General features: G+C 66.9%; 13 protein-coding genes and 1 pseudogene. 9 read left to right on the top strand and 5 right to left on the bottom strand.

Annotated features, from left to right (window positions below):
- Positions 1–342, bottom strand: a pseudogene (locus F3J14_RS06665) (polyhydroxyalkanoate depolymerase); the annotation flags it as partial.
- Between the two features lie 186 nt (positions 343–528).
- On the opposite strand from F3J14_RS06665, the gene F3J14_RS06660 reads away from it, so the two are divergent.
- Positions 529–1,158 carry a glutathione S-transferase gene (locus F3J14_RS06660; protein ID WP_166722323.1) on the top strand — a complete coding sequence of 210 codons (630 nt, stop codon included), beginning with the start codon at positions 529–531 and terminating at the stop codon, positions 1,156–1,158.
- Between the two features lie 341 nt (positions 1,159–1,499).
- Positions 1,500–1,706, top strand: coding sequence for a hypothetical protein (locus tag F3J14_RS06655; protein ID WP_034177371.1), 207 nt, complete (start codon positions 1,500–1,502; stop codon positions 1,704–1,706).
- A gap of 113 nt (positions 1,707–1,819) precedes the next feature.
- Here the strand turns inward: F3J14_RS06655 and proP are convergent, their stop codons facing one another.
- Positions 1,820–3,301 (bottom strand): glycine betaine/L-proline transporter ProP, encoded by a 1,482-nt coding sequence (gene proP, locus F3J14_RS06650; protein ID WP_166722322.1) that lies wholly within the window; start codon positions 3,299–3,301, stop codon positions 1,820–1,822.
- Between the two features lie 540 nt (positions 3,302–3,841).
- On the opposite strand from proP, the gene F3J14_RS06645 reads away from it, so the two are divergent.
- Entirely contained in the window at positions 3,842–4,174 is a 333-nt protein-coding gene (locus F3J14_RS06645; protein WP_166722321.1) for a YnfA family protein, read from the top strand.
- Positions 4,175–4,235: 61 nt separating this feature from the next.
- Here F3J14_RS06645 and dnaQ read toward each other — a convergent pair whose 3' ends face one another.
- Genes dnaQ through F3J14_RS06630 form a run of 3 tightly spaced genes read right to left on the bottom strand, consistent with a single transcriptional unit; the run spans position 4,236 to position 6,261 of the window.
- On the bottom strand, positions 4,236–4,970 hold the full coding sequence (dnaQ, locus tag F3J14_RS06640; protein ID WP_166722320.1) for a DNA polymerase III subunit epsilon: 735 nt from the start codon (positions 4,968–4,970) through the stop codon (positions 4,236–4,238).
- Positions 4,971–5,008: 38 nt separating this feature from the next.
- Positions 5,009–5,452 carry a ribonuclease HI gene (rnhA, locus tag F3J14_RS06635; protein ID WP_006758689.1) on the bottom strand — a complete coding sequence of 148 codons (444 nt, stop codon included), beginning with the start codon at positions 5,450–5,452 and terminating at the stop codon, positions 5,009–5,011.
- On the bottom strand, positions 5,449–6,261 hold the full coding sequence (locus F3J14_RS06630) for a class I SAM-dependent methyltransferase (RefSeq protein WP_166722319.1): 813 nt from the start codon (positions 6,259–6,261) through the stop codon (positions 5,449–5,451). Before F3J14_RS06630 ends, rnhA begins: the two co-directional genes overlap by 4 nt.
- Positions 6,262–6,279: 18 nt before the next feature.
- Between F3J14_RS06630 and gloB the strand changes: the two genes are divergently transcribed.
- The 6 genes from gloB (at position 6,280) to carB (ending at position 15,716) form a co-directional block, all read left to right on the top strand.
- Complete coding sequence (gene gloB / locus F3J14_RS06625; RefSeq protein WP_166722318.1) at positions 6,280–7,086, top strand: hydroxyacylglutathione hydrolase; 807 nt, start codon at positions 6,280–6,282, stop codon at positions 7,084–7,086.
- Positions 7,087–7,237: 151 nt separating this feature from the next.
- Positions 7,238–8,812, top strand: a complete 1,575-nt coding sequence (locus F3J14_RS06620; protein ID WP_166722317.1) for a transglycosylase SLT domain-containing protein — start codon at positions 7,238–7,240, stop codon at positions 8,810–8,812.
- A 137-nt stretch (positions 8,813–8,949) separates the two neighbouring features.
- A complete protein-coding gene (locus F3J14_RS06615) occupies positions 8,950–10,182 on the top strand; it encodes an MFS transporter (protein ID WP_166722316.1) in 1,233 nt (410 codons plus the stop codon).
- A 364-nt stretch (positions 10,183–10,546) separates the two neighbouring features.
- Positions 10,547–11,692, top strand: coding sequence for a glutamine-hydrolyzing carbamoyl-phosphate synthase small subunit (gene carA / locus F3J14_RS06605; protein WP_166722315.1), 1,146 nt, complete (start codon positions 10,547–10,549; stop codon positions 11,690–11,692).
- Positions 11,693–11,729: 37 nt separating this feature from the next.
- Positions 11,730–12,401 carry a leucine efflux protein LeuE gene (gene leuE / locus F3J14_RS06600; RefSeq protein ID WP_166722314.1) on the top strand — a complete coding sequence of 224 codons (672 nt, stop codon included), beginning with the start codon at positions 11,730–11,732 and terminating at the stop codon, positions 12,399–12,401.
- Positions 12,402–12,461: 60 nt separating this feature from the next.
- Positions 12,462–15,716, top strand: coding sequence for a carbamoyl-phosphate synthase large subunit (carB, locus tag F3J14_RS06595; RefSeq protein WP_006750300.1), 3,255 nt, complete (start codon positions 12,462–12,464; stop codon positions 15,714–15,716).

The raw sequence follows: 15,716 nt of genomic DNA, 5'->3' as shown, positions 1-15,716 counted from the left end.
GCCGTCCGCGAGCAGCGCCTCGACGGTCTCCCGCATCACCACGGCCGCGTGACCGGCGAGCGGCGCGCACAGCAGCATCGTGCGCCGTGCGCCGTCGCGCGCGAAGCGCCGCAGCTGGCAGAATGGCGTGCGCGCGACGATCCGCTCGTCCACGGCCGGCCGCCGGATCTCGAAGCGCGGCGGCCCCACGGCCGGCCCGAGCAGCGGCTCGAACAGGTCGTCATAGCATGACGACGCGGTGTGCGGCAGCGTCGCGGCGGGCCACACGTCGAACGCATGACGCGTCGCTTCGCGCCACGCGCGCATCCATTCCCGCTGCTGCTCGACGACGGCGTACCACATGGCAAACCTTGGCGCGGAAGGGGCGTGAATCTGCATTATGGTCACTCCGGCCGCACAGCGGGTGTCGAAAAAAACGTGACCGGGTGACGTGGATCAAGCATGCATCGGGCACGCGTCGCGCTAGGCGGCGACGCACGGCGCTGCTACAGTCGTCGCTCCCATTCCCCCTCAAGCGGAGCGTTTGCGATGAAGCTGATCGGCATGCTGGATTCCCCGTTCGTGCGCCGTGTCGCCATATCGGCGAAGCTGCTCGACCTGCCGTTCGAACACGAGTCGGTCTCGGTGTTCCGCCACTTCGACCGGTTCCGGACGTTGAACCCGGTCGTGAAGGCGCCGACGCTCGTGACCGACGACGGCACGACGCTGATCGATTCGTCGCTGATCGTCGACTACCTCGACCATCGCGTCGCGCCGGAGCGGCGCCTGCTGCCCGACGCCGCCGACGCGCGACTGCGTGCGCTCGTACCGGTCGGTTTCGCGCTGGCGGCGGCCGAGAAGACGGTGCAGGTCGTGTACGAGCAGGCGCTGCGGCCGGCCGACAAGCAGCACGCACCGTGGCTCGAGCGCGTGCTGAGTCAGCTCGAGGCCGCGTACGGCGAACTCGAGCCGCTCGTCGCGGCCGCGAACGGCTGGCTCGGCGGCGCGCGCCTGCTGCAGTCCGACGTGACCGTCGCCGTCGCATGGCGTTTCACGCAGTTCATGACCGCCGATTACCCGGCGCTCGCGCGGATCGATCCGGCCCGTTATCCGGCGCTCGCCGCGCATTCGGCGCGCGCGGAAGGGCTGCCGGCGTTTGTCGAGACGCCGCTCGACTGAAGCTGGCGTCGCTCGCGGCGGCGCTGGATCGAGGGGGCGGGGCGCGACCGGCGTGCGTGTGGCCTCATCGGGACCTGTGCTGCCATCGGGCACGGATTGACCCGGCCGTCCTCGACTGCCCGGCCGCCCGTTTTCTCCCCGGCCGTCCGGCGCAGCGTGCGCACAACCACGGCGCGTGCGTCCGTTTTACGGTCCCCCGGTCGCCCCTCGTCACCCGCTCGGCCGCGCCGGCAAAGGGTCGGCCGATTGTTCTCGGCCGCTGACAAGTGACTTCGCATTCGTGCCATTTATCCGGATGCGCCCGGTCCCTAGAATCCACTCCATCGAATACGCATTGCCTGATGGAGCCGAAGATGAGAGCCCTGATCGAATCGAGCCTGTACCACCCGTCCGTCGTGTTGCCGCTTGCCGCGCTGACGCAGCTGATGGTCGAGCGCGACTTCAATCTCGGTCAGGTCGGCCTGATTGTTGCCGCGCGCGGCGCGCAGGCTGCCGTGTCGCGTTCGCGCGCACTGATCTTCTGCCGCGACTGCGAAGCGCACGCATGAACGTCCGTGCGCCGCACAGACGAAAAAAAGGCCCGGCCGGCGCAAGCGCCGGTCGGGCCGATCGGATTCGATCGAGCCCCGGCTTCGGCCGGGGCTTTTTTCATCTGTGACGCTCAGGCGCGGGCGGCCGACACGACGCCGTAAATCTCCGTGTCCTCTTCCTCGCGCAGCTGGCGCACCAGCTGGTGGGCTTCACGACGCGATGCGACGGCCGGCGGCGAGCCCTTGAGCGGCTGGCGCGCGGTTTCGGCGAGCGCGACGACCGACACGATGCCGATCACGGCGGCGCCCATCATGTAGTACGCGGGCATCATCAGGTTGTGGGTCACGTCGACGAGCCACGCGGTGACGAGCGGCGTCGTACCACCGAACAGCGACACCGATACGTTGAAGCCGATCGCGAGCGCGCCGTAGCGGATCTCGGTCGGGAACAGCGCCGGCAGTGCCGACGGCATCACGCCGGTGAAGCACGACAGCAGCACGCCGAGGATCAGCAGGCCGCTGAACACCGACGCGGTGGTGCCCGCATGGATCAGCATCATCGACGGGATCGACAGCACGAGCAGGCCGACGCAGCCGGCCAGCATCACGGGCTTGCGGCCGATCTTGTCCGACAGGCGGCCGGCGGCGAGCGTCAGCGGCATCATCAGCACCATCACGATCAGCACCAGCACGAGGCTGTGCGATTCGTCGAAGTGCAGCGTCGACGACATGAAGCTCGGCAAGTACGACAGCACCATGTAATCGGTCACGTTGAAGATCAGCACGAGGCCGACGCAGAGCAGCAGCGCGCGCCAGTTGCGCAGCAGCGTTTCGCGAAAGCGCGTCTTGGGCACGGCCTTGTCCTGCGCTTCGCGCTCTTCGGCCTGGCGCTTGAACGCCGGCGTTTCCTCGAGCTTCATCCGGATGTACAGACCGATCAGGCCGAGCGGGCCCGCGATCAGGAACGGCACGCGCCAGCCCCACGACAGCAGTGCTTCCTGCGACAGCGACGCGGTGAGCAGCGCGACCACGCCGGCCCCCATCACATAGCCGATCAGCGTGCCGAACTCGAGGAAGCTGCCCATGAAGCCGCGGCGCTTGTCGGTCGAGAACTCGGCGATGAAGGTGGCGGCGCCGCCGTATTCGCCGCCGGTCGAGAAGCCCTGCACGAGGCGGGCGACGAGCAGCAGCACGGGCGCCATGATGCCGATCGACCCGTAGCTGGGGATCAGGCCAATCGCGAAGGTGCCGACGGCCATCATGATCATCGTGGCGGCGAGCACGCGCTGGCGGCCGATGCGGTCGCCGAGCGGGCCGAACACCATGCCGCCGAGCGGGCGCACGAGGAATGCGGCCGCGAACGTGCCGAAGGTCGCGAGCAGCTGCGCGGACGGGCTGCTGGACGGGAAGAACACCTTGCCGAGCGTGACGGCGATATAGCTGTAGACGCCGAAGTCGAACCATTCCATCGCATTGCCGATGGCCATCGCGCTGACGGCGCGTTTGAGCAGGCTCTGGTCGACGACGGTAATGTCGTCCGCGGCGAGCGGGGCCTCGGACGAAGCGGAGGAAGAAGCAGCGGTCGGGCTGACGTGTGTTGCGGTCAAGGTCATGCACTCCTTTGACTGCGCCGGAACGGGCGAGCCGTCCGACACGGTTTGCCGGCGAGCGCGATGTCGTGTGCTACGCGTCGGGGCAAGCCTTTAAGCGCTTACTGCACATGGGGCGGTAAGAGGCCGTAAGGGATTGCTTCGACGCGGGCCCGATGGGCCGTCGCGACGGTGCGCTCATGAAGAATGGGCCGCGTGATGCGAGCGGCGGATGCCGGTGCGGACGGGGTCCGGCGTTCCGGCAACTGCCCCGGAGGGGCAACGAAACGAGAAAAGCGGGCCTGTCGGGCGGGCTTTTCTGTGGATGCAATTTCGGTCGAAGCACCGGCCCGCAACGCGCGGACGGACTTCTCTCGAAATCGAATAGACAGAGATTGAATGTTGAAACAGGCGACATGATAGCACGATGACAGACGATCGTGCAAATTGCCCGGAATCCCGCGTGGGGCGGGGGTTCCGGCGCGCTCGGCTCCGGTATGATCGGCGGCGCGCGGCGGGGTCGCGCGGCCCGCCGGGCGACGGGCGAATTCACGAGGGAACCGGATGACCGAACTGATGAAGATCGCGGCGCTGTTCGCCGTCACTGCGCTGGCCGAAATCGTCGGCTGCTACCTGCCGTGGCTCGTGCTGAAGGGCGGGCGGCCCGTGTGGCTGCTGGTGCCGGCCGCGCTGTCGCTCGCGCTGTTCGCGTGGCTGCTGACGCTGCATCCGAGCGCCGCGGGGCGCACGTACGCGGCGTACGGCGGCGTGTATATCGCGGTGGCGCTGATCTGGCTGCGGGTGGTCGACGGCGTCGTGCTGACGCGCTGGGATGCGGTGGGCGCGGTGCTCGCGCTTGGCGGGATGGCCGTCATCGCGCTGCAGCCGCGCGCGTAAGTGCGGCTGCAGGCGGGACTTTCGAGACTCGCGTGGCTTGCGGGAGTCGCGGGATGCCGCGTCAGGCGGCTTCGGCGGCGTCCACGTCGGCGGACGTGCGCCAAACGCACGTGCCCTTGACCGACTTGTCGAGCTCATCGAGCTGGGTCTGGTGGGCGGCGAGTTCCTCGTCGCTCGCCGCGAGAACCGGCAGGGCGAGCGACGCGAGCGACACGCGCTGGCCGTTCGCCGCGCTGCCATCGGCGCCTGCGTCGTCGAGCATGTCGATCACGAGGCTGTCCTGGCCGCGCGTCATCGCGAGATAGACCTCGGCGAGCAGCTCCGAGTCGAGCAGTGCGCCGTGCAGCGTACGGTGCGCGTTGCTGATGCCGAACCGGTCGCACAGCGCGTCGAGCGAGTTGCGCTTGCCGGGGAACATCTGCTTGGCCTGCACGAGCGTGTCGATCACGCCGCCGCAATGTTCGGTGAACGGCGGCAGGTCGAGCCGCGCGAATTCGGCGTCGAGGAACCCGAGGTCGAACGGCGCGTTATGGATGATCAGCTCGGCGTCCTTCACGAAGTCGCGAATCTGGTCGACGACTTCCGCGAACTTCGGCTTGTCGCGCAGGAACTCGGTGGTGAGGCCGTGCACGGCCAGTGCGCCCGGATCGCTGTCGCGCTCGGGGTTCACGTAGATGTGCAGGTTGTTGCCGGTGAGCCGCCGGTTCAGCAGCTCGACGCAGCCGATTTCGATCAGGCGGTCGCCCGTGCGGGGGTTCAGGCCGGTGGTTTCGGTATCGAGAATGATCTGGCGCATGTCGGATAAATCGGGAAAGACAGTAGGGCGGCCTGGGTTCAGGCCACGAGCGATTCGACGCCGCGATTCGCGAGCGCGTCCGCACGTTCGTTTTCGGGATGGCCGGCGTGGCCCTTCACCCAGCGCCACTCGATCTCGTGTTGTACGACGAGTGCGTCGAGCCGTTTCCACAGGTCGGCGTTCTTCACCGGGGTCTTCGCCGCGGTGACCCAGCCTTTTTTCTTCCAGCCGTGGATCCACTCGCTGATGCCTTTTTGCACGTACTGCGAGTCGGTATGGACGATCACGCGGCACGGCCGCTTGAGCGCTTCGAGCGCGCCGATCACGCCCATCAGTTCCATGCGGTTGTTCGTCGTGTTGGGCTCGCCGCCGAACAGCTCTTTTTCGCGGTCGCCGTAGCGCAGCAGTGCGCCCCAGCCGCCGGGGCCGGGGTTGCCCTTGCAGGCGCCGTCGGTATAAATGTCGATGGTGTCGGTGGTCATGAGCGTTCTTGATGGGTGGTTGGGGTGGCCGCCGGCGTCAGGCCCGGCGCGAGCACGGGCTTCTTCATCTTGATCTGGCCGACGAGGCGCATGCCGCGCACGCGCTTGACGGCCGTGACCATGTAGACGGCGCCGAAGATCGGCCACCAGCGGTCGCCGGCGGCTTCCATGAAGCCGTAGCGGGCAAGCCATTTGTCGGTGATGAGCGGCGGCCGGTAGCAGCCGAAGCGGCCGCGCTCGAGATCGAAGCCGAGCAGCTTGATCCAGTCCTTGAGCCGGATGAACGCGATCTGGTCGCGCGCGGCCGGTACGAACGGGCGGTTCGCCATGCGCCCGAACGATTGCCGCATGCCCCACAGGCTCAGCGAATTGAAGCCCGTGATCACGAGCTGGCCTTCCGGCATCAGCACGCGTTCGGCCTCGCGCAGCAGGCGGTGAGGGTCCGACGTGAATTCGAGCGTGTGCGGCATCACGATCAGGTCGACGCTCTGCGACTCGAACGGCAGGTCGAGGAGGTCGCACCACGTCGTGCTGCGATCGGTCGGCGCATGTTCGGGCCCGCGGGCCTCGCGTGCCCACGGATACTGGTAGGGCGCGCTCGCGCCGCTCGCCGGATCGAGCACGAGGCCGCGATACGGCATGCGGTTCTCGCGCAGCGCATCGAGCTGCGGCAGGCCGAGCTGGAGCGCGTGAAACCCGAACACGTCGGACACGATCCGGTCGAGCTGCGCCTGCTCCCAGCCCAGCACATAGCGGCCGGGCGGCGAGTCGGTCCAGGCGGGCCAGTCTATAATTTGTGGATCGGACATAACGTTGATTGCGCGCCCATGAACGAGCTGGAATACGTGCCGGTGCCGGCATTCGAAGACAACTACATCTGGCTCGTGTCGGACGGCCGCGATGCGATCGCCGTCGATCCGGGTGAAGCCGCGCCGGTACGCCGTGTTCTTGCGGAACGCGGCTGGCGGTTGACCGCTATTTTACTCACGCACCACCACGCCGACCATGTCGGCGGTGTCGCCGCACTGCGCGATAGCCAACAGGACGATGTGCCGCTCGTGGTTTACGGCCCGGCAGCCGAGGCGATCGGCGTGGTCACGCGGCCGCTCGCGGGCGGCGATCGCGTGACGCTCGACGCACCGGCCCTCGCGTTCGACGTGCTCGACGTGCCCGGACATACGCGCGGCCACATCGCGTATTTCCAGCGGGCCGGTCAGGGCGCGGCCACGCCGCACGTGTTCTGCGGCGACACGCTGTTCTCGTGCGGTTGCGGCCGCCTGTTCGAAGGCACGCCCGCGCAGATGCTCGCGTCGCTCGACGCGCTCGCGGCGCTGCCCGGCGACACGCGCGTGCATTGCGCACACGAATATACGCTGTCGAACATTCGCTTCGCGCTCGCCTGCGAGCCGGGCAATGCGGCGCTCGCCGCCTGGCGCGACGACGCGCAGGCGCTGCGCGCGCGCGGCGTGCCGACGCTCCCCACCACGATCGCGCATGAACGTGCCGTGAACCCGTTCATGCGCGCGGACAGCACGGCCATCCATGCAACGCTCGAGGCCGAGCTGCACGAAACGGTGCCGGATCGTCTGGCGGCATTCACGCTGATGCGCGAGTGGAAGAATCGTTTCCGATGACGCATTCCGGAGGATTCCAAACCTCAGGTGGCGCCTGTAAAAATTGCTCCAAATGTAGGATTTCGCTGAGTTTTCGGTGTTTTTATTGACGTGAAGCACGCACTTCCGTAGTATCGCCTGCAATTTCCAGCCGTCGGAAGCCGAGATTTTCATGCGACTTATATTGAGTGCGATGGTGGTCCTGCTACTCGCCGCTTGTGCGAGCCAGGCCCCTGTCGCCAACAACGCCGCCGATTCGCAGGCGACGTCCAACTACCTCCGTAAATCAGCCACCGCCAAAGAAACTGTCGACGTCGACAAGCAATCCGTCGGCGACCTGACCAGTGCGGACTCCGATCTCTGGGGCCGCATCCGTCGCGGCTTCCAGATGCCCGACCTGCAGAGCGACCTCGTCGACATGCAGACAACGTGGTATACGCAGCGTCCCGATTACGTGCAGCGCATGACCGAGCGCTCGCAGAAGTACCTGTATCACATCGTCGAGGAACTCGAAGCGCGCCACATGCCGACCGAGCTCGCGCTGCTGCCGTTCATCGAATCCGCGTACAACCCGCAGGCGCTGTCGGTCGCGAAGGCGGCCGGCATGTGGCAGTTCATGCCGGGCACGGGCCGCACGTACAACCTGAAGCGCAACATGTGGCAGGACGAGCGTCGCGACGTGCTCGCGTCGACGAGCGCCGCGCTCGACTACCTGTCGCGCCTGCATGACATGTTCGGCGACTGGTATCTGGCGCTGGCGGCTTACAACTGGGGCGAGGGCAACGTGCAGCGCGCGATCGCGCGCAACCAGGCGGCCGGCCTGCCGACCGACTACCAGAGCCTGCGGATGCCGAACGAGACGCGTAACTACGTGCCGAAGCTGCAGGCGGTGAAGAACATCATCGCGAGTCCGCAGCAGTACGGCCTCGCGCTGCCGGACATCCCGAACCACCCGTATTTCGTGACGGTCACGACGTCGCGCGACATCGACGTGGCGGTGGCCGCGAAGCTCGCGAACCTGCCGCTTGACGAATTCCGCTCGCTGAACCCGTCGTTCTCGAAGCCGGTGATCCTGGGCGCGACCGAGCCGCAGATCCTGCTGCCGTTCGACAACGCGGCGGCGTTCGAGAAGAACCTGAAGGCGCACAACGGCCAGCTGTCGTCGTGGACCACCTACACGGTCAGCGAGCGCGCGCGTCCGGCCGCGATCGCCGAGAAGATCGGTGTCGACGCCGATACGCTGATGTCGGTCAACAAGATTCCGGCCGGCATGCGCCTGAAGCCCGGTTCGACGATCGTCGTGCCGCGCGGCGACGATGACGACGAGGACATCAGCGCGGACGTCGCGGAAAACGGCGCGCTCGCGATCGAACCCGACGTGCCCGACACGCGCAAGATGCTGATCCGCGTGCGCCGCAAGCAGTCGATGGCCGCACTCGCCGGCCGCTACGGCGTGTCGGTCGGCCAGCTGAAGGCATGGAACCGTACGCACCGCGATATGGTGATGCCGGGCCAGGCGCTCGTTTTGCACGTGCCGGTTGGCCGTTCGGTGCCGGCCGAGCCGGGTCCGGAGCGGATCGCGACGTCGGCGGCCGGCGCGCATATCGAGCGCGCGAGCCTGTCCGTCGGCGGCAAGTCGCGTGGCGCGAAGCACGGTGCCGCGAAGCCGGCGGCCCGCGCGGCGAAGGCGGCTCCCGCGAAGGCGGCGCCGGCCAAGGCTGCTGCCCACAACGGCAAGAAGAAGTAACGCGGTCGCGACCGCAACGCGACGGTCCGTCCGGGCCGCGCGATTGCGTTATCATCCGACGAAAGCAACGCCGTCACCGAGGTGACGGCGTTTTCATTTGTGCGCGGCAGCGGGGCGCGGGATAGCAAGGAGAGGCGATGTCGTCGGTGCAGGTGAGAGTGCTCGCGCTGTTTGCGATCGGATATTTCGTGTCGTATGTGTTCCGCGGCGTCAATCTCGGCTTCGCGCCGTTCGTCACGCACGAGCTCGGGCTGTCAGCCGCCGATCTCGGGCTGCTTACCAGTCTTTATTTCCTCGGCTTCGCCGGCGCGCAAATTCCGGCCGGCGTGCTGCTCGACCATTTCGGCCCGCGCCGCGTGACGGCCGGGATGTTGCTGTTCGCGGCGGCCGGCGCCGCGGTGTTCGGCGTCGCGCACGACCTCGGCACGATGATGGTCGGCCGGCTCCTGATCGGCGTCGGCGTATCGGTGTGCCTCGGTGCGGCGTTCAAGGCGCTCGCTCAGCATTTTCCGGTCGGCCGGCTGCCGCTCCTCAACGGTCTCGTGATGGCCGTCGGCGGCCTCGGCGGCGTCGCGGTCGGCTCGCCGCTGACCTGGCTGCTCGGGCTCGCGAGCTGGCGCGCGATCTGCGGCGGCCTCGCGGTGCTGACGATCGTCGTCGCCGCCGCGATCGGCTTCGGCGCGCCGGAAGCTGAACAGCCACGCCACCAGGGCGGGCTCGTCAGCCAGTTCAAGGGCACCTGGCACATCCTGAGCAGCCGCGCGTTCTGGAAGATCTCGTCGTTCTCGGTCGTCACGCAGGGCGTGTTCTACGCGATGCAATCGCTGTGGGTCGGGCCGTACCTGCGCGATGTCGCGGGGTTCGATGCGCAGCGCGCGGCCCAGCTCGTGTCGGTGCTCGGGTTCGCGATGATGGCCGGCTGCGTCGGCTTCGGCGCGGCGGCGCGCGTGCTCGAGCGGCGCGGGGTGTCCGTCCAGGCGTTTTGCGGCGTCGGCATGGCGCTGTTCGTCGCGACGCAAGCCGCGATCGTCGCGCGCGTCCCGCTGCCGCCGGCCGTACTGTGGGCGGCCTACGGGATGTTCGGTGGCGTCGGGATCCTGACCTATGCGGTGCTGGCCCGTCATTTCCCGGCCCATCTGATCGGCCGCGCGAACACGACGCTCACCCTCGTGATCTTCGTGCTGATCTTTGCGTTCCAGATCGGCATCGGTGCGGTGCTGTCGCACTGGCCGGCGATCGACGGCCATTCTCCGGCCGCCGCGCACGTTACCGCGTGGAGCGTGCTGCTGGCGCTGCAACTCGCGAGCGCGGTCTGGTACGCGTGGCCTGCGCGCGGCGCTGGCAAGCAGGGTGATCCGGCGGTACGCTGACGGGTAGGGCGGCCTGCGCAAACGGGGCCGCAGCAGCGCGCGCGGCGCGCGGTCGCCGCGGGCGTCAGGCGCGCCGCATGCATGATCGGACGGCCATATCGATTGAAGATAGGGCCATTTTCGGGCTATAATTTGAAAGTTTGTGCTGATCAACCTCGCACCCTAGCGCCTACCTCACTCATCCCGTTCATCCGCCGCACGCCGCCTGTCGGGCGATGCCGCGAAGCCTCGTGCGCCACGCGCCGGGTTCGCGTCTCGACAACGCAGGTCGCGTCCAGCTAGCGACTCCGCGCGCCTACGCAGCGCGGCGCTCGCGCGGCAGGGTAAACAGGTCGGCAGCAGGGTGTTCCCCAAGGAGCCTCCCGTGTTGCCGTCTTTTTCTCCCGCCTTGCTTGCACTCGCCGACGGCACGGTCTTTCGTGGTTATTCGATCGGGGCCGAAGGCCATACGATCGGTGAAGTCGTGTTCAATACCGCGATTACCGGCTATCAGGAAATCCTGACCGATCCGAGCTACGCGCGTCAGATCGTCACGCTCACCTACCCGCATATCGGCAACGTCGGCATCAACGCCGAAGACGTCGAAGCCACGAAAGTCCATGCCGCCGGCCTGATCATCCGTGATCTGCCCATGCTCGCATCGAACTTCCGCATGGACCGCACGCTCGGCGACTACCTGCGCGACGAAGGCGTCGTCGCGATCGCCGGCATCGATACCCGCAAGCTGACCCGTATCCTGCGCGACAAGGGCGCGCAGAACGGCTGCATCCTGGCCGGTTCGGACGACGAGGCAAAGGCGATCGAGCTCGCGCGCTCGTTCCCGGGCCTCGCCGGCATGGATCTCGCGAAGGTCGTGTCGACCACGAAGCCGTTCGAGTGGAAGCAGACCGAATGGCGCCTCGAAGGCGGCTACGGGATGCAGGAAGCACCGAAGTACCGCGTCGTCGCGTACGACTTCGGCGTCAAGTACAACATCCTGCGCATGCTCGCGGAGCGCGGCTGCCAGGTGACGGTGCTGCCGGCGCAGGCCAGCGCGGCCGACGCGCTCGCGCTGAATCCGGACGGCATCTTCCTGTCGAACGGCCCCGGCGACCCGGAGCCGTGCGACTACGCGATCGCGGCCACGAAGGAATTCATCGAGCGCGGCGTGCCGACCTTCGGCATCTGCCTCGGCCACCAGATCATGGGCCTCGCGGTCGGCGCCAAGACGCTGAAGATGAAGACGGGCCACCACGGCGCGAACCATCCGGTGAAGGATCTCGGCGACGGCCGCGTGGTCATCACGTCGCAGAACCACGGCTTCGCGGTCGACGCGGATTCGCTGCCGGCCAACGCGCGCGTGACGCACGTGTCGCTGTTCGACGGCACGCTGCAGGGCTTCGAGCTGACCGACAAGCCGGCGTTCTGCTTCCAGGGCCACCCGGAAGCGTCGCCCGGCCCGCACGACATCGGCTATCTGTTCGACCGTTTCACCGCCCTGATGGACGCGGCGCAGCAGCGCAACGCCTGACGTCACTGAAGCAACCGAAGAACGGGAGATTCGCATCATGTTCGGCCACGCACTCGGCATCACGGATATCTGGACCTACGTGTTCGGCGTGATCTTCATCATCCTGCTGCCGGGGCCGAACTCGATGTACGTGCTGTCGCTCGCGGCGCAGCGCGGCGTGAAGGCCGGCTATCGCGCGGCCTGCGGCGTGTTCGTCGGCGATGCGGTGCTGATGGTGCTGTCCGCCGCGGGCGTCGCGTCGCTGCTGAAGGCGAACCCGCTGCTGTTCTCCGTCGTCAAGTACGGCGGCGCCGCGTACCTGCTGTACATCGGCGCCGGGATGCTGCGCAGCGCGTGGCGCAAGCTGCGCGCACGTGCGGATGCACCGGCCGATGCGCCGCTTGCGGTCGACGGCGAGCGGTCTTTCGACAAGCCGTTCCGCAAGGCGCTGATCGTGAGTCTCCTGAATCCGAAGGCGATCCTGTTCTTCATCTCGTTCTTCATCCAGTTCGTCGACCCGGCATTCCCGCATCCCGCGCTGTCGTTCGTCGTGCTCGGGGCGATCGCGCAATGCGCGAGCTTCCTGTACCTGAGCACGCTGATCTTCGCGGGCGCGCGGCTCGCCGAGCATTTCCGCCGCCGCCGCAAGCTCGCGGCGGGTGCGGCGAGCAGCGTGGGCGGCCTGTTCATCGGTTTCTCGGTGAAGCTCGCGCTCGCCACCATGAGTTGAGCGCAGCCGGCCGACCCGCGACAACGCCACGACAAAGATTACTTACTGAATTCACAAGCCATGCCAAAACGCACAGACATCAAAAGCATCCTCATCATCGGCGCCGGCCCGATCATCATCGGCCAGGCTTGCGAGTTCGACTATTCGGGCGCGCAGGCTTGCAAGGCGCTGCGTGAAGAGGGCTACAAGGTCGTCCTCGTGAACAGCAACCCGGCGACGATCATGACCGACCCGAATACGGCCGACGTCACGTACATCGAGCCGATCACGTGGGAAGTCGTCGCGCGCATCATCGAGAAGGAGCGTCCGGACGCGATCCTGCCGACGATGGGCGGCCAGACCGCGCTGAACTGCGCGCTCGACCTGCATCACCACGGCGTGCTCGAGAAATTCGGCGTCGAGCTGATCGGCGCGTCGCCGGAAGCGATCGACAAGGCGGAAGACCGCCAGAAGTTCAAGGACGCGATGACCAAGATCGGTCTCGGCTCGGCGAAGTCGGGCATCGCGCATTCGATGGAAGAAGCGACCCAGGTGCACGCCGAGATCATGGCGTACACCGGCGGCAGCGGCTATCCGATCGTGATCCGTCCGTCGTTCACGCTCGGCGGCTCGGGCGGCGGCATCGCGTACAACCGTGAAGAGTTCGAAGAGATCTGCAAGCGCGGCCTCGACCTGTCGCCCACGCGCGAACTGCTGATCGAAGAATCGCTGCTCGGCTGGAAGGAATACGAGATGGAAGTCGTGCGCGACCGCGCCGACAACTGCATCATCGTGTGCTCGATCGAAAACCTCGACCCGATGGGCGTGCACACCGGCGACTCGATCACGGTCGCGCCGGCGCAGACGCTCACCGACAAGGAATACCAGATCCTGCGCAACGCATCGCTCGCGGTGCTGCGCGAGATCGGCGTCGACACGGGCGGCTCGAACGTGCAGTTCTCGATCAACCCGAAGGACGGCCGCATGGTCGTCATCGAAATGAACCCGCGCGTGTCGCGTTCGTCGGCGCTTGCGTCGAAGGCGACCGGCTTCCCGATCGCGAAGGTCGCGGCGAAGCTGGCGGTCGGCTACACGCTCGACGAGCTGAAGAACGAAATCACCGGCGGCCAGACGCCGGCGTCGTTCGAACCGACGATCGACTACGTCGTCACGAAGATTCCGCGTTTCGCGTTCGAGAAGTTCCGTGAAGCCGATTCGCGCCTGACCACGCAGATGAAGTCGGTCGGCGAAGTGATGGCGATCGGCCGCACGTTCCAGGAATCGTTCCAGAAGGCGCTGCGCGGCCTCGAAGTCGGCGTCGACGGTCTCGACGAGAAGTCGACCGACCGCGACGAAATCGCGATCGAGATCCACGAGCCGGGCCCGGATCGCATCTGGTACGTCGGCGATGCATTCCGTATCGGCATGACGGCCGAAGAGATCTTCGCGGAAACCGCGATCGACCCGTGGTTCCTCGCGCAGATCGAGCAGATCATCCTGAAGGAAAAGGCGCTGTCGGGCCGAACGCTCGCATCGCTGACGTTCGACGAGCTGCGTTTCCTGAAGCAGAGCGGCTTCTCCGACCGACGCCTCGCGAAGCTGCTCGGCGCGACGCCGGAAGACGTCCGCAAGCGCCGCGTGGAACTGAACGTGCGCCCGGTCTACAAGCGCGTCGACACCTGCGCGGCCGAGTTCGCGACGAAAACCGCGTACATGTACTCGACCTACGAGGAAGAGTGCGAGGCGCAGCCGACCACCAACAAGAAGATCATGGTGCTGGGCGGCGGCCCGAACCGGATCGGCCAAGGCATCGAGTTCGACTACTGCTGCGTGCACGCGGCCCTCGCGATGCGCGAGGACGGCTACGAAACGATCATGGTCAACTGCAACCCGGAAACGGTGTCGACCGACTATGACACGTCCGACCGCCTGTACTTCGAGCCGCTGACGCTCGAGGACGTGCTCGAGATCGTCGACAAGGAAAAGCCGGTTGGCGTGATCGTCCAGTACGGCGGCCAGACGCCGCTGAAGCTCGCGCTCGACCTCGAGGCGCATGGCGTGCCGATCGTCGGCACGTCGCCGGACATGATCGACGCGGCCGAAGACCGCGAACGCTTCCAGAAGCTGCTGCAGGACCTCGGCCTGCGCCAGCCGCCGAACCGCACCGCGCGCGCCGAAGAAGAAGCGCTCGCGCTGGCGGCCGAAATCGGCTACCCGCTCGTCGTGCGCCCGTCGTACGTGCTGGGCGGCCGCGCGATGGAAATCGTCCACGAGCCGCGCGACCTCGAGCGCTACATGCGCGAGGCCGTGAAGGTGTCGAACGATTCGCCGGTGCTGCTCGACCGCTTCCTGAACGACGCGATCGAATGCGACGTCGACTGCATCTGCGACGGCGAAGCGGTGTTCATCGGCGGCGTGATGGAGCACATCGAGCAGGCGGGCGTCCACTCGGGCGACTCGGCATGCTCGCTGCCGCCGTACTCGCTGTCGAAGGAAACCGTGGCCGAGCTGAAGCGCCAGACGGGCGCGATGGCGAAGGCGCTGAACGTGGTCGGCCTGATGAACGTGCAGTTCGCGATCCAGCAGGTGCCGCAGGCGGACGGTTCGAAGCAGGACATCATCTACGTGCTCGAAGTGAACCCGCGCGCCTCGCGCACGGTGCCGTACGTGTCGAAGGCGACCAGCCTGCCGCTCGCGAAGATCGCGGCGCGCGCGATGGTCGGCCAGAAGCTCGCGCAGCAGGGCGTGACGAAGGAAGTCGAGCCGCCGTACTTCAGCGTGAAGGAAGCGGTGTTCCCGTTCGTCAAGTTCCCGACCGTCGATCCGGTCCTCGGACCTGAAATGCGTTCGACCGGCGAAGTGATGGGTGTCGGCCAGACGTTCGGCGAAGCGCTGTTCAAGTCGCAGCTCGCGGCCGGTTCGCGCCTGCCGGAGTCGGGCACGGTGCTGCTGACCGTGATGGACGCCGACAAGCCGAAGGCGGTCGAAGTCGCGCGCATGCTGCACGACCTCGGCTACCCGATCGTCGCGACCAAGGGCACGGCTGCCGCGATCGAAGCGGCCGGCGTGCCGGTGAAGGTCGTCAACAAGGTGAAGGACGGCCGTCCGCACATCGTCGACATGATCAAGAACGGCGAGATCGCACTCGTGTTCACGACGGTCGACGAGACACGCCAGGCGATCGCCGATTCGCGTTCGATCCGCATGAGCGCGCAGGCGCACAAGGTCACGTACTACACGACGATGTCGGGCGCGCGCGCGGCCGTCGAAGGCTTGCGCTACCTGAAGGATCTGGAAGTCTATGATTTACAAGGTCTTCACGCTCGCCTAAACTAA

The sequence above is a fragment of the Burkholderia sp. Tr-862 genome, assembly GCF_011753085.1.
GTDB lineage: Bacteria > Pseudomonadota > Gammaproteobacteria > Burkholderiales > Burkholderiaceae > Burkholderia > Burkholderia ambifaria.
Note: the sequence above shows the minus strand (reverse complement) of the source record. Positions and strands in the feature narration are given on the sequence as shown.